This is a genomic window from Candidatus Hydrogenedens sp. (assembly GCA_035361075.1).
Taxonomy (GTDB): Bacteria; Hydrogenedentota; Hydrogenedentia; order Hydrogenedentales; family Hydrogenedentaceae; genus Hydrogenedens.
This window is the reverse complement of record DAOSBX010000003.1, coordinates 83,417-100,756: the sequence shown is the minus strand read 5'-3', so window position 1 is coordinate 100,756 and position 17,340 is coordinate 83,417. Positions and strand designations below refer to the sequence as shown.

The 17,340-nt window shown below is 35.4% G+C and carries 13 protein-coding genes, 1 tRNA gene and 1 riboswitch; of the genes, 4 read left to right on the top strand and 10 right to left on the bottom strand.

The window, feature by feature from the left end:
* The first annotated feature begins 106 nt into the window (after positions 1–106).
* Complete coding sequence (locus PLJ10_01745; protein HOK08365.1) at positions 107–3,235, top strand: beta-propeller domain-containing protein; 3,129 nt, start codon at positions 107–109, stop codon at positions 3,233–3,235.
* 13 nt (positions 3,236–3,248) lie between these two features.
* On the opposite strand, the gene carA is transcribed toward PLJ10_01745, so the two are convergent.
* Positions 3,249–4,403, bottom strand: coding sequence for a glutamine-hydrolyzing carbamoyl-phosphate synthase small subunit (carA, locus tag PLJ10_01740; GenBank protein HOK08364.1), 1,155 nt, complete (start codon positions 4,401–4,403; stop codon positions 3,249–3,251).
* Positions 4,404–4,583: 180 nt separating this feature from the next.
* Between carA and PLJ10_01735 the strand changes: the two genes are divergently transcribed.
* Positions 4,584–5,342, top strand: a complete 759-nt coding sequence (locus PLJ10_01735) for an SPASM domain-containing protein (GenBank protein ID HOK08363.1) — start codon at positions 4,584–4,586, stop codon at positions 5,340–5,342.
* A 41-nt stretch (positions 5,343–5,383) separates the two neighbouring features.
* Here the strand turns inward: PLJ10_01735 and PLJ10_01730 are convergent, their stop codons facing one another.
* Complete coding sequence (locus PLJ10_01730) at positions 5,384–6,928, bottom strand: HDOD domain-containing protein (GenBank protein ID HOK08362.1); 1,545 nt, start codon at positions 6,926–6,928, stop codon at positions 5,384–5,386.
* A gap of 211 nt (positions 6,929–7,139) precedes the next feature.
* Between PLJ10_01730 and PLJ10_01725 the strand changes: the two genes are divergently transcribed.
* The gene (locus PLJ10_01725) at positions 7,140–10,622 is read left to right on the top strand and encodes a hypothetical protein (protein HOK08361.1); all 3,483 of its coding nucleotides are present in this window, start codon (positions 7,140–7,142) and stop codon (positions 10,620–10,622) included.
* A 5-nt stretch (positions 10,623–10,627) separates the two neighbouring features.
* Here the strand turns inward: PLJ10_01725 and nusB are convergent, their stop codons facing one another.
* Genes nusB through ribD form a run of 6 tightly spaced genes read right to left on the bottom strand, consistent with a single transcriptional unit; the run spans position 10,628 to position 14,809 of the window.
* Positions 10,628–11,068 (bottom strand): transcription antitermination factor NusB, encoded by a 441-nt coding sequence (nusB, locus tag PLJ10_01720; GenBank protein ID HOK08360.1) that lies wholly within the window; start codon positions 11,066–11,068, stop codon positions 10,628–10,630.
* Positions 11,062–11,535, bottom strand: a complete 474-nt coding sequence (gene ribE, locus PLJ10_01715) for a 6,7-dimethyl-8-ribityllumazine synthase (protein HOK08359.1) — start codon at positions 11,533–11,535, stop codon at positions 11,062–11,064. The genes nusB and ribE overlap by 7 nt, the downstream gene beginning before the upstream one ends.
* A gap of 2 nt (positions 11,536–11,537) precedes the next feature.
* The gene (locus tag PLJ10_01710; protein ID HOK08358.1) at positions 11,538–11,813 is read right to left on the bottom strand and encodes a DUF2007 domain-containing protein; all 276 of its coding nucleotides are present in this window, start codon (positions 11,811–11,813) and stop codon (positions 11,538–11,540) included.
* A 32-nt stretch (positions 11,814–11,845) separates the two neighbouring features.
* Positions 11,846–13,036, bottom strand: coding sequence for a bifunctional 3,4-dihydroxy-2-butanone-4-phosphate synthase/GTP cyclohydrolase II (locus PLJ10_01705; protein ID HOK08357.1), 1,191 nt, complete (start codon positions 13,034–13,036; stop codon positions 11,846–11,848).
* A 30-nt stretch (positions 13,037–13,066) separates the two neighbouring features.
* Positions 13,067–13,696 (bottom strand): riboflavin synthase, encoded by a 630-nt coding sequence (locus tag PLJ10_01700; protein ID HOK08356.1) that lies wholly within the window; start codon positions 13,694–13,696, stop codon positions 13,067–13,069.
* Positions 13,697–14,809, bottom strand: coding sequence for a bifunctional diaminohydroxyphosphoribosylaminopyrimidine deaminase/5-amino-6-(5-phosphoribosylamino)uracil reductase RibD (gene ribD, locus PLJ10_01695; protein HOK08355.1), 1,113 nt, complete (start codon positions 14,807–14,809; stop codon positions 13,697–13,699).
* Positions 14,810–14,944: 135 nt separating this feature from the next.
* A riboswitch (FMN riboswitch) is annotated at positions 14,945–15,060 on the bottom strand.
* A gap of 265 nt (positions 15,061–15,325) precedes the next feature.
* Here ribD and PLJ10_01690 point away from each other — a divergent pair.
* Positions 15,326–15,411 (top strand) — tRNA-Leu (locus tag PLJ10_01690).
* Between the two features lie 47 nt (positions 15,412–15,458).
* On the opposite strand, the gene PLJ10_01685 is transcribed toward PLJ10_01690, so the two are convergent.
* Together PLJ10_01685 and PLJ10_01680 are read right to left on the bottom strand one after the other, a co-directional pair.
* A complete protein-coding gene (locus tag PLJ10_01685) occupies positions 15,459–16,433 on the bottom strand; it encodes a SufD family Fe-S cluster assembly protein (protein ID HOK08354.1) in 975 nt (324 codons plus the stop codon).
* A gap of 36 nt (positions 16,434–16,469) precedes the next feature.
* Positions 16,470–17,204: an ABC transporter ATP-binding protein gene (locus PLJ10_01680; GenBank protein ID HOK08353.1), complete on the bottom strand. Its 735-nt coding sequence runs from the start codon at positions 17,202–17,204 to the stop codon at positions 16,470–16,472.
* Positions 17,205–17,340 lie beyond the last annotated feature (136 nt).

Here is a 17,340-nt window from a genome sequence, read left to right as displayed (position 1 = left end):
TAAATATTCAACTATATTTTTGTTTACATTTTTCCGTGATAAGTGTATAATATATAAATGTGGTTAGATAATTAATAAAGAGATATTTAACGATAAGGATAAATATATGAGAAATAAATATTTTATTTATAGTTTGGTTTTATTCATGGTAGTTTTGGTCGTTTCTTGTAATAACACAAGTAAACCCAACAGTAATATCCCATCAGAATCTGGGAATTCCCAATATTTAGGAAATCCAACAACTTCTGAAGGAGCAACAGAAGGTGCAACAGAAGGACAGCAAGAAGAAACAAAAGAAGGACAGCCAAGCTCCGAAGGAACAACCGAAGGGGCTCAAGAAGGTGTAGTAGAAGGCGAAGGGGCAAGTGAAGGAGAAAATAATAGTACTACAAAATTTACAAGTGCATTACTATACAATACTCGTGATACAGAAGTAGACTATGGAAATAAACCGACATCTGTAGATGAATCAGAAGAGAATGGAACAGAAGGGGGTAGTAGCCCTACAACAAGGGAATTAGTTGAGCCTGATGTATTTAGAATGAGAGATAATTATCTGTTTGTGCTAAATCAATATCGTGGTCTTACGATTGTTGATTTAAACGAGAAATCTGTTGTTTCAAATGTTCCTATTTATGGCTACCCCAGAGATTTGTATATTAAAGATGGTCGTGCTTATGTCCTTATTGGTTATACCATTCGTCACACTATTGAAAATGGTGTCGTTAAAAAAACTACTGGCTCTCAATTATATATTGTAAATATTCAAGATATTGAAAAACCGTCTGTCGAATCTTCTTTATCATTACCTGGTGATTTTATTGATAGCCGAATGTTAGGAAATATTTTATACGCAGTAACATCAAATTACCAATATTATTATGTAGCAATGGAAGAAAGAGGGGAGGAAAGTGAGATTGGAAGTGGAACAGAGAGTCCCACAACTTCTGACTGGACTGTAAATTCAGGGAGTACGTGCTGGATTACCAGTGTAGATTTGACACAAATAAATAATCCGACCATCACAGACCAAATACAATTTCCAGGCTATGGCACAGTAATTCAAGCATCTGTTAATGCTATATATGTTGCCGCACCACTTTGGGAAAGTAATAACACACAAATTACATACATAGACATTACAGACCCAAATGGGGAAATTTTAAATTACAAACCAGTAGATGTACCAGGGAACATTGTAGATAGATTTAAGTTAGATGAATGGGATGGTTATTTGCGGGTTGTCTCTAATACATCTTGGCCAGAAAGACATACATACTTAACTATTTTTAATATTTCTGACCCAACAAATATAGTACAAACATCCCAAATTACAATACCCGATGCACAAGGTGAAACTTTGTATGCGACACGTTTTGCGGGTCCATTGGCATATCTTGTTACCTACTTTACTATTGATCCACTTTTTGTAGTAGATATTTCAGACCCAACTAATCCACAGGTTAAAGGACAATTAAAAGTTCCTGGATGGTCTACATACATTGAACCTATTGGCAATCAGCTTATTGGATTAGGCGTAGATGATACTGACGGGCAACGTCGTGTCAAGGTAAGTTGGTTTGATGTTTCTGACCCCAAAGTTCCACAGGAAGTCTCAGTAGTATCTATTGGTGAGGGTTGGGTATGGTCTTCTGCTTTTAACGATGTGAAGGCATTTCGAATTTTTGATGATTTGATAGTTGTTCCTTTTAGCGGGTGGAATGGAAATGAATATAAGGAGCAATTGCAATTTATTCGTTGGGATGTGGAATCAAGAAAATTAGTGCCTTTAGGTGCTGTAGAGATGAAAGGACAGGTATCAAGAACTATTGAGTATAGTGATTATTATTATGCCATTACCTCTGACTTTATCCATGAAATAAAGTGTGATAAGACAAATGCACCTGAATTGACACCTACTCTAATTACACTTGCAGAATATGTAGCGGATGTTCTTGAAGATGGAGATAGTGAAGCACGTATTGAGATAGTTCAACACAATGAAAACCAGACCATAGAAATCCGTTTAGTAGATGACTTTAATGTGATTGATTCTATTCCCATAACAACAGCTGGACAATTAATAGATTCATTCAAACAAGATAACAATATTCTCTTGATACTTAATGAATGGAATTACAAAGAAAATTATGAATATGAATCATATTATCGTTTGGTATCTATTCAGAAAAATGAAGAGAATACGCTGGCTATACAAAAAGATATAAAAATAAACTTGGTTCCGTATTATTCCTGGTATAGAAATTGGTGTTTAGGATGTGATTACATACCTGAAGTGCTTGTTGAGGATTCGAGAAGTGGAGTTCCTGCAATGGAGGTAATGTCTAATGCAGGAAAATCAATTATGCGGTATTATTATCGGTGGTATCCCTCTTCCGAAAACAAACCAGTAATGATTTGTGGAGATACCTTAATTCTTAGAGGTTGGGGTAATGTATATGACATTATTTTAGGCAATGAAATTCAACCTTATGAAGGATTTGCTGTAATACCACTTCAAAATATAGAGGAATTCAAAACAGTAGGCATTGGCTACAATAATGTCGTTTCACTATCCGAAGGAGGAGGAAAACTCTTTCTAACAACTCAGAAATATATTAAGGATATTACATATATTGATAATTATTATCCTGTAATCGCTTACTACCTCACTGAAATAAATCTGAAGACATTAGCGGTAAGCGAGACGAAAAACGTTCCTGGCATATTTGCATCTTCAAATGAAACGGGGAATATTCTTTTCTTGAAAGATTGGCAGTATGGACAAGAGATGGATTATTACTATAACTATGAGCTATGGATTCGTAGCATTGTTTGGGAAGAAAATGAACCTGTTTCCATTATCGATTCAGTAAAAATGACATACTCGTGGGCAACCCTCAAAATTCAGCCTCCTTATCTACTTTCCTTAATATCGAATAATACACTTGTGTTAGAAAAAATGGATATAGAAGCTGATGGTACATTTACACATAGGACAAAAACAGAGATAGGTGATGTATGGGGTGATTTCCTCAGTATAAATGACAAGCAAATTTATCTTTTGATTGATGGTGCATCAATGCTAACAATGAACACAGGGTATAATATACAACCTGAATTAAATACTCTTACTGCTCTACCTTCTTACCCGATGAAATTCAGGATTGGGACAAAAGGAGTTTATCTTATCTGTGGTTATTCAGGGTATTTATTTGTTCCTTTGACTGACTAAGCAAATAAAGTGATTACGAGGCACTCATTGTTTCTAAAGGTGGGGATGATTTTCCATAGTTACGTTTCTCTTTGTATTCATCCATGAGTTTGGTAAACGTTTGGAACAAATAGCGACTATCATGCGGTCCTGGTGATGCTTCGGGATGGTACTGGACACTAAAGACAGGTAATTCTTTATGTGAAAGTCCAGAACAGGTCATATCATTAAGATGCACATGAGAAATCACAACTTTATTTAAATCTAAAGAATCAGGGTCTACCGCAAAACCATGATTCTGAGATGTAATCTCCACCCTTCTATTTTCCATATTCATAACTGGTTGATTAGCACCTCGATGTCCAAATTTAAGTTTAAAGGTTTTGCCGCCTAATGCATGTCCGATAATTTGATGGCCTAAGCAAATCCCCATTATAGGGATGTTTTTCTCAATAAGTTTTTGGACAATCGGATATATATATGTCAAGGCAGAGGGGTCTCCAGGACCATTTGACAATACAACGCCGTCGGGTTGGTAGTTAAGTATCTGTTCAACTGGTGTGGTCGATGGAACAACAACTACAATGCAATTATGGTCTCTTAGCAATCTTAAAATGTTATATTTAACTCCGAAATCCATAACAACAACGCGGTATTTAGGATGTTCAGGTGGTTCCCATTCATAAGGTTGAGTAATCGTTGCTTCTTTTACATAATCACTTCCAGCCATATCAGGGGCATTTTTTGCCTTTTGAATAAGCGAATCTGGATTTAAGTCGACTGTGCTTATAATTGCCTTTTGATTGCCTTTTGTTCTCAATATTCTTGTAATTTTACGTGTATCTACCTGGTCAATAGCAACGACATTATATTTCCTGAAGAATTCTGGTAGTGACATCGTAGCCCGCCATGAACTTGGATTAAAACAGCATTCACGCATTACAAAACCACGTGCAAAAACAGTTCGGGACTCTACATCTTCAGGATTACAACCATAATTTCCTATATGTGTATATGTCATTGTTATTATCTGTCCTGCATAAGAAGGGTCTGTAAGTATCTCTTGATAACCTGTCATACTTGTGTTAAAGACGAGTTCACCTGTGGTTTCACCTTCGCTACCAACCGAACGACCTATAAAAATAGACCCATCTTCGAGAGCAAGAATTGCTTCTTTTTCTATTTTCATATTCTATTGTTTCCTTATCATCGTTTTTTTATATAATAGGTATTAATAAAATTGAGTTATTATAAATAATAAACATTTTTTATTTCGAATTCTATTTTTTGGAATTATTTATATAATATTTTTGTTCAATGCTTGTGTGAACAAAATAAGATTAAAACAAAGGAGTTAAAGTTATCGGATATGAGTCAAAGAAATAGACCTCCAAAAAATTTGGATATCACACTGGAATTAGTCGGCTTTCCAAAAAGCTTGTTAAAAAAAGTCAGAAGATGTTCTAAATTAGTCGAAACGGCTCCCAAGGATATTTCATATCTCTGGTTGCGGGTTTCTGGAGCAGGTATTAGATCGCAAAGAAACAATAGCCAAACATGTGGACTATCATTAGAGGATTGGTTGAATGTTGTTGATGAAGCGGTAGCAGGAGGAGCAACATGGTTAGTACTTACTGTCGATACTCCATTAGATAAAATGAAAGAGGCCATTGAAATATGTCAATGGGCACAAGACACACATAATCTCAAAGTAGGATTGTTTTTGTGCAGGCAAGAGATTACGGAGAACGAAATTTCTACTCTCAAAAGTCTCAGAAAAGAACTAACACAAATTTTTGTTAAAAAGAAGGTATTTGAAAAATTTAAGAAGTTAAAGGATTTGGGGTTTCATTTAGGGATTGCAGACCCTCAGGAATACGGTGATAAACCCAATTGTGAAGGTGCTTCAAAACTTTTATATGTGGATGATACAGGAACTATTTATACATGTGGGTTAGTTGCAGGAAAGAAAGAATATCGCCTGGGCAATATACATGAACGCACGTTTTGTGAAATTGTTGAAGACCCGAACCTCCCTCACCGTGTAGAAGAATCTATTCATAAGGTAAATACAGGGTGTGATGGATGTCCTTCCTTACTCAGGCGATACTTACAAAATAATACGTAGAATAATATATAGGGTAGGTAAACACAATTTTGTTAATTAATTTAGCCTAAGGATTTAACGACCGCCCTAACATCGAGTCCAAGATATTGGATGCTTTTTTCTCTTAATTTTAATGCTTGTTGAATTATTTCATCTCGGACTGATTCTTCACTATGTAAGCCTGCGATAGATGCAACAAATAGGATATGGGCTAAGTCCTTTGCTTTACCTGGAGCTTTAAATGGTTCTAAGTAATGACATAACGCATGAACTATAATTTCTGGAAACTTCCAACGGTTGGCTAAAAGGGATGAGGCAACTGCGTGGTTAATAGTAAAATATTCCATTTCACGTCTTATTCGTATTTCGGGAAGTGCATCTCGCATAAGCCTTTTATACTCTTCCTGCCCTACGATATATAACACAATGGCTCCTATTTGATGAATCAATGCGGTAGTATATGCAAGGGATGGATTTACCTTCTGACAACTTTTTGCCAATTCTTCTGCAAGTTTAGCACAGAGTTTAGACCTACCACTAATTGGAAGCACAGGATACTCGGAAATAGGTTGGTGTGCTTCTTTCATATGGTTCAACATAATTTGTACGCCATAAGGTCCTAATAATGCTACTGCTGTCCAAATATTACCAATTTTCTTTTCTTCGGCAATGACAGGATTATTTACCCAACGTAGTAAAGCGGTCGCTAATGATGGGTCATCTAAAAAGATGGAGCATAAATCATCCAAATTTGGTTCTGAATCTTCCAAAACCATACTCAAAGCAAGTTCAGCCGTCGGAGGGAACGGAAGATATTCTAAGGTGTCTAAAACAGGCTCTACAAATTTTCTTTCTCTATCTGCTGTTTCTTCTGGAAATTGTAGAACTGATGCTGGTTGCGATTCAGTTACAGACGGTTTTGTTTTTATTATCTTGCTTTCTTTAATTCCTGCACCTGATACAGAACCTTGTGGCATTGACAATGGTATGTTTGTAACATTCTCTTTATGATATTTCTTTATTGTTTCCTCTATCTCACTAACTTTTGCTAATGTCGGTTTTATTCTAAGTTGAGTTAATTGCTCTACTAAAAAAATTGTCTCTTTATCTATAGGGCATGCCATTGCTAAGGTCAAATTTCTTCCTAAACGATCAACGGGAAAAACAAACCTATCTTCACACAATTTTTTGGGAACTAAATCTACAATTTCTTTGTCAATAAATATACGGAGAATGTCTATCTTGGGAACACCTGAAGTACGGGATAGTATTTCAAATAACATTTCTTCTGGCAATTTTGAATTTTGATATAAAATCTTTAATAAATACCCTCCCTGTTTTTTCTGAATATCTAACGCCTCTTCCATATCTTCAGGAGTAACAATTCCTGAACTAATTAACCATTGAGATAAATTTCCAGTAAATTCTCCTGTTGATACACTTTTAGATACACTAAAGCCAGGTTGGCTTGTACTCTCTGGCGTTTGACCATAAAAAACAATATTACCACAACGAACACATTTAAAAGCTTTACCTTGAGCAGAAGTAGGAACCCGCATTCTCTGCCCACACTTACACGTTATTATTTCGTAAGGTTGTTCACTCACCTATTCATTCCCGGTGATGGAATTTTATTTATTTTATATAGTTCATTATACATTATACAACATAGAATATTTAATTTAAACTATTTTATTCAATTTTTAAGTACATATATGATACACTATTGATATAAGAAAACAAAATTTTTGAGAATATTATTGACAAAATATTATATTAATAATAATTATATGATTGACATAACAAAAGGAATGTTCAATGCTTTTAGAAGAATTAGAATCAACCGTAAAAAGAGCTAATGAATTACTCATCCGTCATGATTTTTATCGTGCCAATGAAATCATAAATAATCTTCCATCCGAATTTAATAATTTTATCAATGTCCTTTTACTGAAATCGGAAATAGCGTTAGCCATTGAAAACTGGGATGAAGTATCGACATTAATTAAAGAATTAGAGATATTAATTGCGGACTTTGAAGAGAGGATATCTTGGTTTAATGCCCACTATGATGAAGAGGAACGGAAATATTTCCGTGAATTAATTGCAAATTACAAAAGTCGTTTAGATCAAATTAAAGAAGAGATTGATAAACAAAAAAAGGAGGTTGATGAAAAGGTTATACTACAACAACAAATTAGGGAATTAAAAAGTCAATTAATTCACCTTGAAGAGAAATCGGAAGAAGCGGAGGCAGTACGTAAGGCATTAGCGAAGGAATTAGAACGGTTAAAGGAGCAGGAACAAAAGAAAAATGAAGAGTTGATGAGGGCACAAGAGGAACTTAAAAATCTAAAGAAATCATTGGAGGATAAAGAGCAGGAGGTTCAGAATGCGGCTTTAGAACGTGCACAGCGTGAAAAGACAATAGCATTGATGGAATCAGAATTAAACACTCTTCATCAGAAAGCGGAAGAAACTGCACAATCTCATGCAAACTTGCTTGCAGAGTTAAAACAACTTCAAGAATTAAGCCGAAATAAGGAGGAAGCCTTACAAAAAGCACAAAATCAACTACAAGAACTAAAGGCAACATTAAAATCTCGTGAGGCTGAAATTGCGTCACTGGAAATTGAAAAGAAAGAACGAGAAAAACAGGTTCAATCCTTACAACAAGAATTAGGCAAACTTCATGAACAAGCCAAAGATGCGGAAAAATCTCATGCTGAGCTGCAAGAACAAATAAATGAATTACGTAAGGTAGAGCAGGAAAAATCGAAGGAATTGGAACAAACTCGAGGAGCACTCCAACAACTACAGCAACAATTACAGGAAAAAGAACAGCTGGTTCAAAAATTAGAACAGCAATCATTAGAGAATAAAAAGGAAGCGGAACGACTTCGCGAAGAGATGCGTTTGACCCAATCTCAGGCTAAACAGGCATTGGAAGCGGAACAACAACTTCAAAAGGAAATAGAATTATTACGACAAACAACACATAAAAAAGAAGAGGCTTTGGACACAACACGGGGTGAATTAGAAAAAGTTCAACAAATGTTGGCAGAACGAGAGGCTCTTCTTCAAAACGCTGAAAAACGGAGTATGATGACTGCTGAAAATCTTCAACAGATACAGCAAGAATTGGAACAACTTCGTTCTAAAGCAGACCATTATACAAAAACAGAACAGATGATGGTTCAAGAATTAGAACTTCTTCGACAAGGGGAGCAAGAAAAAACCAATGCGTTGGCAGAAGCACAAAATAAAGTTAAAGAATTACAGGAAGAACTAAGAGTAAGGGAAATTGCTGTTCAGGAATCACAACGAGCTCAGGAACAATATATTGCACAAATTCTGAAATTACAAGAAGAATTAAATGCGGTTCGAGAAAAAGCACATGAGGCAACAAATTCTGAAAATAAAATTGAAGAAGAACTGACGTTATTCCGAAGGAAACTCTCATCAAAGGAAAAAGAATTTATTGAGTTACAAGACAAATTACAACAGTTATCTGACTCACTGAATGAGAAAGAAAATGCTATTAAAGAGGAAATAAAGAAGCGAACAGAAAAAGAGGCACTCCTTGCAAAACTACAAGAGGAATTAGTTTCTTTACATCAAAAAACACATTCAGCACAGACACATCAGGAAATCCTTGAGCAGGAAATTCAGTCATTAAAAAATAGAGAGAATGAAAAGAATGTCGAATTAGAAAAGGCAAAGGAACAGCTTAACTCTCTACAACATACCTTATCAGAACGAGAACAAGAAATTGCACGAATTAATGAAGAGAAATTGAAAAAAGAAAAACAATTAGAAGAATTAATGAGTGAGATGGAGGCTCTTCGTGCTCAAACCTCCATGTTGCTAACTTCAAGACAAGCATTACGACAGGAATTAGAACAATTAAAACAACGACAACTTTATTCTACACCTGATATAAACGAAACTCCTTCTAAAATAATGAAACCTGAACCGAGTAGTTTAGAAGATATTCCAGACGCTATACCTGCGGGTATTAGCATCAGTGTACCTATAAAAACAGGTAGAAATACTTTTCTAATTCCCATTATAGGTGTTTTGATAGTAGTTGTTGCTCTTATAGGCGGAATCGGTTTTTATTTCCTTAGAAGTCCCGCAGAAAAACCCATACCTACAACAGAAACAACTACACAAGGAAATACGAATGTTTCTACTACAAAAGATGAACCAGCCCAACCGACTATTCCCCCATCACCTCCTCAAGAACAAACAAAAGTTGAAGTTAAGGAGGAAGCAAAACCTGCAACTCCTCCAAACGTTGAAAAAGGATTATTGATATTTTCAACAAACATTCCCTTGGGGACTTTGTATTATCAATTAGAAAATGAACCTGACAAAACAAAATGGAAATATTTAGGTGAAGCAAAAGGAAAATTTGAAATCGAATCTCAATGGATTATTCAATTGAGAACAAGTGATGAGTTACTCCCACGGCTTAAGGAAGTGAATCAAGACACATTAAATAAAATTAATACGTTAACACTTGAAATTCTCCCACAACAAGAGGAAATTTGGACATGGTTATCAAACCAAAAATTCTCAGCCATTTATATTGACAATGATGTATATGAAGGGAAATTAAACAAAATAAAAGAGGCATATCCCAATTTGAATATCATTTGCAAAAATATCGTTGAAGATTTACCTGAAGACACACCTTTGCCCGAGCGAACGATTCAATTTCCAGAAAACAGGTCATTAGGACGTATTTTAACACGGCCGTGGGGGCAAACCCAGACAGAGTGGAAACCGTTTACTGATGCCAAGGGGACTATCAGTATACCTAAGAATACAGAAGTTAAACTACAGATGGAAATCGATAGTGTAAAAGAAATACCATGGCTATCGAATCTAAATCCTAATGACCTACAAGCAATATCTATGGTGGGATATGGAGTAAATGATGAAAAAATTGGTTATATTGCTCATTTGACTGGATTAAAGAGTTTGCAACTTGTCCAAACAAGCATTACAGATAATGGCTTTTTGAAACTCAAAAATTTGAGGAATTTAAGGGAGGTAAAACTTTACAGTACTAACATAACAGACAAAGGGTTTGAGGTCTTTGATTCATTTCCACTGATAGAAGATTTATGGATTCAGCAGGCGAAGATTACAAATCTCAGTATTGGTAGAATACGGAATATGAAAAACTTAAAACGGCTACATTTGGCAAATACAGGGATTTCAAATGAAGGGCTCTTACAGTTAAGGTCTGCTCTCCCTAAGTGTGAAATAACTCCACAAGTAGGTGGTTAATTTTATTATTCTTTTACTTCCTTTTTTTTCAACCATCCTTGTGATTGAAATAGCCTATCTAAGACACCATTTACAAATTTTGGAGCATCTTCGCTCCCAAACATACGAGCAAGTTCAATTGCTTCAGAAATGGCTGTTTTAGGGGAAACACACTTCTCTATTCCACCTTCGTATGTTGCAATTCTTACGATAACACGTTCGATATATCCAACCCTGTCTAATGACCATTTTTCCAGTGCTTCTTTTATAATTTCATCGATCTGTTCTTTGTTATTTAGAACACCTTTAATTATTTTTTCAGCATAGACACGGGCAGTTTTGTTATTTGGGTTATGTTTCCAAAAATATTTAAGTTCCTCTTCTCCTTCAAGCGGATGAAATTCTAAACTGAACAGGAATTGTAGAGCTGCAATTCTTGCTTTTCGCCTCTGTTTTACGATTAGCATGAATTTAACTGCTCCATTAGTGAAACCATTTCAAGGGCTGCTAAAGCGGAATGGGCTCCTTTATTCCCAGCTTTTGTACCTGCTCTTTCGATGGCTTGTTCAATACTATCTGTGGTTAGTACCCCAAAAATTACGGGTATTCCTGTATCTAAAGAGACCTGTCCTATCCCTTTAGTAGTTTCTGCTGCAATGTATTCAAAGTGTGGTGTGCCTCCACGAATAACACAACCCAATGCGATAATCGCATCAAATTTACCTATTTGAGCCATTTTCTTAGTGATTACTGGTATTTCAAATGACCCAGGCACCCAAACGACTGTAATGTCTTCATCAGAAATACCGTGACGTTTTAAGACATCCAGAGCTCCGTCTAACAATTTTTGAACAATAAACTCGTTAAAACGAGATGCTACAATACCAAATTTTTTGTTCTTGGGAATTAAATTACCTTGGATAATCTTAGGCATGTTTATTCTCCTTTTTCATTGATGTGATTATCTTTATTTTCATCATCTATATCTATTGTTTCGTTTTCTTGATATTCCGCAATAATTTGTTTTGCCTGTTCAAAATCCGTATCACGAACAACTACTAACGCATCATCAACCACAGGCCAGACAGAATGAGGGAGGTTTGAGTCTATAAATGCCTCTATCCCATTTTCATTGAGTAGATTAATAATTAATTCTGCTTCAGTGTCTGTCGTGCACCGAGCGACAACTTTTAAGTCATGTTCTTCATTCATATTTTTTCCTTTTAAGTTTATTTTATTTGTTTTTATAGAATATGTCCTAACTTTTCTTTTTTCGTCATGAGATACTCTTTATTATACTCATTTGGAGGTATTACAAGAGGGACACGTTCAACAACTTTTAAGTTATATCCTTCTAAACCTGCTCTTTTGATTGGGTTATTTGTTATAAGTTTCATTTCTTTTACACCCAAATCTGCTAAAATTTGAGCACCAAGTCCATACTCTCTTGGGTCAGGGTCAAAACCAAGATGTTTATTTGCTTCTACAGTGTCTAAACCTTGGTCTTGCAACGCATACGCTTTAATTTTGTTTGCCAAACCTATTCCACGTCCTTCTTGTCGCATATAAACGATAACCCCTCTCCCCTCTTTTTCAATCATTTTCATTGCTTCTTGCAATTGGCTTCTGCAATCACACCTCAAGGAGCCCAATACATCACCTGTAAAACACTCTGAATGGACTCGCACTAAAACAGGTTCACCTGTTGACACATCACCTTTTACCAGAGCAATATGTTGATATGTATCTATCTTGCTTTCATAAATTATAATCTTAAAGTTTCCGTAAAGAGTTGGTAGTTTTGCTTCAGCGACCCGTTGAATTAATTTTTCGTTAGCACGACGGTATCGGATAATTTGTTCAATTGAGCAAATCTTTAAACCATGCTCTTCCGCAAATCTTTCAAGGTCAGGTAAACGTGCCATCGTACCGTCATCCTTCATAATTTCACAAATTACAGACACAGGGGTCATTCCTGCCATTTTTAACAGGTCAATAGAGCCTTCTGTTTGTCCTGCACGAACAAGGACACCCCCTTCCTTCGCACACAATGGGAAAAGATGTCCTGGTCGAACTAAATCTTCTGCTTTCGTAGATGGGTTTGCTACCAGTCGAATACTATAAGCACGGTCATAAGCACTAATTCCCGTTGTAATACCATGGGCAGAGTCAAACGATATATGAAATGCTGTAGAAAATGGGGATGTGTTATTGGTAGTCATAGGTGGCAAGTCCAATTCTATAAGTCGTTCCCGCAACATAGGGACACAAATCAGCCCTCTCCCGTATTTTGCCATAAAATTGATGGCTTCTGGTGTTACTTTTTCGGCTGCCATAACCAGGTCACCTTCATTCTCACGGTCTTCATCGTCGATAAGAATTATCATTTTTCCTTCTTGTAAGTCTTTGATAATGTCTTCTAAGGGTGATAGCATGTTTATTACCTTTTATATGTTTTATTGTTGTTATATAAAACCATGTTCTTTTAGGAAACTTTCAGAAATGTTCGATTGAGAACGATATGGGGTTAAGAGTTTCTCAATATATTTTCCGATAATATCGGTTTCTAAGTTGACTTTATCACCGGACGATAAAAATTGTAAATTGGTATTTAATTTTGTTGAAGGGATTATCGCTACTGAGAAAGTATCTTGCAAAAGTTCAACCACTGTTAGACTTATACCATCAACAGCAATTGACCCCTTAGGGATAATATATTTTGTTAAATTCTCAGGAACTTTAAAATACCATAGTGAAAAATCTCCCTGGTCTACAACTTTTTGGACGGTACCAATACCATCTACGTGACCCAGTACAATATGGCCACCAAAACGACTGTTTATACTCATAGCACGTTCTAAATTAACTTTCTGATGGATATAAAGATTAGATAATGTTGTTCTTTTCCTTGTTTCAGGTGAAAGTTGGGCTGAAAATGCTGTGGAAGTATACTCAGTAACGGTAAGACAAACTCCATTTACTGCGATACTTGCACCTATTGACACATCAGAAAGGATTTTCTTCGCTTCAATAGTTATCTTCTCATTTGTTTGTTTTACAATAGTTCCTATTTCTTCAATAATTCCTGTAAACATTTAAGAAACACCTTTTTGTTTTATAACATAAGCCTCAATGCAAATATCTGTGCCTATATGAGTTGTCTTCTCTATTTTTAATTTAATAGATTCATCTACATTTTTAGCAATTCCTCGCCCCATAACAGGGGTAATAGCCTCTGCTCCACCAAAGATATGAGGACAAATAAAGCAATATATTTTGTCTATTATTCCCTCAGAGAATGCTGATGACAACGTTTTCCCTCCACCTTCAATAAGTAACGATGTAATCTCATATTTTCCCAGTTCTTTTATTAATCCTGTAAGTGAAACTAATTTATCTTCTTCATTAGTAATTTTTATAGTTTTATCTGCATTGACATACTCGCGGTTATAGGGAGTAATAATCCAAGTTGGTGCTTTTTTATCTGTAAGAACAAATAAGTTATCCCGCAATCCTTCTTTCGTATCCAAGATAATTCGAATTGGGGATTTATGTTTTACGTCACAAAAACGAACGGTTAATGATGGATTATCCCTAAGAACAGTATGTCCACCAACCAAGATGGCATCGACACTGTTTCTTATTTCATGTGTCTTCTTCAATGATTCTGCACAGCTTATATATTTTGAATCTCCTGTCACTGTGGCAATTTTACCGTCCATTGTCATTGCCCATTTTGCTATAACAAAAGGAACCTTATCAGTTATGTACTTGATATATATCTCATTTAATTTTCGGGCAGATTCTTCTAATATACCTACTTCTACCTCAATTCCTGAACTTTTAAGTAGTTCAATGCCTTTGCCCGCAACAAGAGGATTAGGGTCTTTCATTGCAATAACCACTCTATGAGGACGGGCTTCTACAATACTCGGAGCACATGGAGGTGTCTTACCATAATGATTGCATGGTTCAAGGGTTATATAGAAGGTAGAGTGTTTCGTATCTTCTTTTGCACTATTTAATGCTACAATTTCCGCATGAGCATCCCCTGCTTTTTTATGGTACCCTTCACCAATAATTTTACCATTCTTTACTATAACACAACCTACCATCGGATTTGGAGAGGTAGCTCCTCTTGCTCTTTCCGCAAGTTCTAATGCTTTTTGCATATAGTAATAGTCTTTATTTATCTCTGTTGCTATCATAGATATATACTTCTTTCTTCAATTACCGATTAACGAAAAAGCCCTGATAGGATAAACCTATCAGGGCTTCTGGAAAAAGCCGCAAATGGCCGCTGCAAAGAATTCCCATTGCGACTAATCAGTATTCATTTTTTTAACAACGCTTCTTTCATCCGGACTATACCGTCGGCTTCGGAGTCTCACCGAATCTGCATTTCTGCTCGCGGGCTATCACCGCCGGTCGGGAATTTCACCCTGCCCTGAAGGTTGTATTATTTAATTTTATAAAATTATTCTACCATAAAAGCCCCTAAAACGTCAAGTCCTTTTTTAAAATTTTTTTTAGCACATAGATTAAAAACAGATATATTATTATGAATAATGCTATAATAAAATATATATTATTATGTAAAAATATATAAATATATATAATAACATATACAATTCTATAAATATCTATAATACTACTTTAAAGAAGGTGTTTTTATATAAAATTTGAAATTTATTTTTATTTTTTCTATAATTAGACAAATTAATGCCGGGATGGCGAAATTGGCAGACGCATCGGACTCAAAATCCGACGAGGCTTACCCCTCGTGAGGGTTCGACTCCCTCTCCCGGCACTTATTTTTTGGGGTAACAAATTTAGAGACAGCAGAAGAAATAAACGTTATATATTTTCACTCAGTATTTTTTGCCAGGACTGTTTTTTATTTAACAATCCATCAATAATAACATCTGTTGCTTCTTCTTCATTTAGTCCATGTGCCATTAGAGTTACTAATTGTTTAGCATCCACACTGCCAATTGCCGCTTCATGTGTAACATGTGCGGTGGGATGTTTTACTAATACAATAGGAACAGCCTTTGCCCAAGAGTCACCTACAACAATTTCTTTGCAATCTACATGTCCTCGTGAATAAGGTCCTTCTGCCACTAAGGTATTTTCAACTTCAGCTTTTGCCTGGTGTCTTAATGCGATATGAGACACAATCACACCAGCGGAATGTTCCCCCATCAAATAAGCTGTTTCGTGCAATTTAATTGTATCTTGATGAGAGCCAGAAATTCTGGCCGTCATTTCAGTTTTGCTATGTGCTTTTCCAGTCACTTCATAATTAAATTCAATATTTCCAGCGGAACCTTTAATTAATTCGAATTCTGTGGAGAATTCTGCTTTTTCACCTACACAAATTTTTGCATTAGGTAGAACATTGACACCACCTTCGGGACCATGGATATGCCGTTCGAAATAGGCATATCTGGCATTGGGTTGGATTTCTATATCCGCTTCCATCATATGTTTTACTTTACGAGCATTTGGGAACGTACAATGAGCAAGAATCATTGCTTTTGAATCTTCTTCAGCACAAATATGTAATTTTACACGTTGTAGTCCTTCCTCGGGTAGAACCCCAAAGCAAATATGAATTGGTTTATCAATTTTTTTACCTTTTTCAATAATAATTTGTGCTTCAATCCCATCACTTAACTCATCTGCGGTTACTTTAAGTCCGGGGACAAGGTGAAGACCAACAACTTTATTTTGATGAACCTGAATTTTAGCTACATCTTCAGCAAATACATGGTTTAAATTTATTCCTAATGATTTTAACATATCCATTACTAATTCAGACTTTGTCATTTTGGATTTCCTACCTATATTCAGTTTTAGAATTATCTATATCGATTCATCTTGTAATTTTCCATGATTACAAGGAATACATTTATTTTGGAAATAAGAAGCGATTCTATCTACATTTCCTTTATCTAAGACTTTACCACAACACATTAAGAATGCATGGTCTGCCTGTTTTAATACAGAAAGGCTATGAGTAATTAGTGCCACAGTTATGCCTTGCTGTTTTAATTGTTGTAAGAGTGTAAATATTTTTTGTAATGCATCAATATCTATTCCTGAATCGGGTTCGTCAAGCAGAATAAGTTTTGGTTCCATAGCGATAATAGATGCCAATTCAATTCTTTTTCTTTCTCCGCCACTTAATGTTTTATCAACCGCTCTGTCAAGATATTTTCCTGGCTCTAATCCAACCATTTCAAGGACTTCTTCTGCTTTTTTATGACATTTATTTTTTGCTCCTGTTAGAATAAATTTCTTTACGGAAAGACCTTCAAAACGTGCAGGTTCTTGCCACGCCAATGTTAAGCCTTTTTTGGCTCTATCATAAATAGGAGTATTGGTTATATCCTCTCCCAGAAAAAATATTTTTCCTTTTTCTGGATTGTATCCAGGCAAACCCATAATAGTAGAAACAAGAGTTGACTTCCCTGCACCATTTGGACCTATTATGGCATGGATATGGCCTTCCCATATCTCAATATTAATACCTCTTAAAATTTCCTTATCATGGAACTTCAGGTAAAGATTTTCAATTTGGAGGATACTTTTGCTCATAAAATTTTCCAATGTTATTTTTTTAATTTAATCTGAATAATATTATCGAACTTCAATTAAATAACACAAAACAAAAAATTTTTTGTTTTTTAAAACTTTTTCAACGTTTATATGATTATAAATAACAAAGACTAAA

Bases quoted from the DNA above. Each gene is read 5' to 3' on its own strand.
- PLJ10_01700 (HOK08356.1), bottom strand. From the start codon at position 13,696: ATGTTTACAGGAATTATTGAAGAAATAGGAACTATTGTAAAACAAACA.
- PLJ10_01680 (HOK08353.1), bottom strand. From the start codon at position 17,204: ATGAGCAAAAGTATCCTCCAAATTGAAAATCTTTACCTGAAGTTCCAT.
- PLJ10_01710 (HOK08358.1), bottom strand. From the start codon at position 11,813: ATGAATGAAGAACATGACTTAAAAGTTGTCGCTCGGTGCACGACAGAC.
- PLJ10_01705 (HOK08357.1), bottom strand. From the start codon at position 13,036: ATGCTATCACCCTTAGAAGACATTATCAAAGACTTACAAGAAGGAAAA.
- PLJ10_01725 (HOK08361.1), top strand. From the start codon at position 7,140: ATGCTTTTAGAAGAATTAGAATCAACCGTAAAAAGAGCTAATGAATTA.
- ribD (HOK08355.1), bottom strand. From the start codon at position 14,809: ATGATAGCAACAGAGATAAATAAAGACTATTACTATATGCAAAAAGCA.
- PLJ10_01685 (HOK08354.1), bottom strand. From the start codon at position 16,433: ATGACAAAGTCTGAATTAGTAATGGATATGTTAAAATCATTAGGAATA.
- carA (HOK08364.1), bottom strand. From the start codon at position 4,403: ATGAAAATAGAAAAAGAAGCAATTCTTGCTCTCGAAGATGGGTCTATT.
- PLJ10_01735 (HOK08363.1), top strand. From the start codon at position 4,584: ATGAGTCAAAGAAATAGACCTCCAAAAAATTTGGATATCACACTGGAA.
- PLJ10_01745 (HOK08365.1), top strand. From the start codon at position 107: ATGAGAAATAAATATTTTATTTATAGTTTGGTTTTATTCATGGTAGTT.
- ribE (HOK08359.1), bottom strand. From the start codon at position 11,535: ATGCCTAAGATTATCCAAGGTAATTTAATTCCCAAGAACAAAAAATTT.
- nusB (HOK08360.1), bottom strand. From the start codon at position 11,068: ATGCTAATCGTAAAACAGAGGCGAAAAGCAAGAATTGCAGCTCTACAA.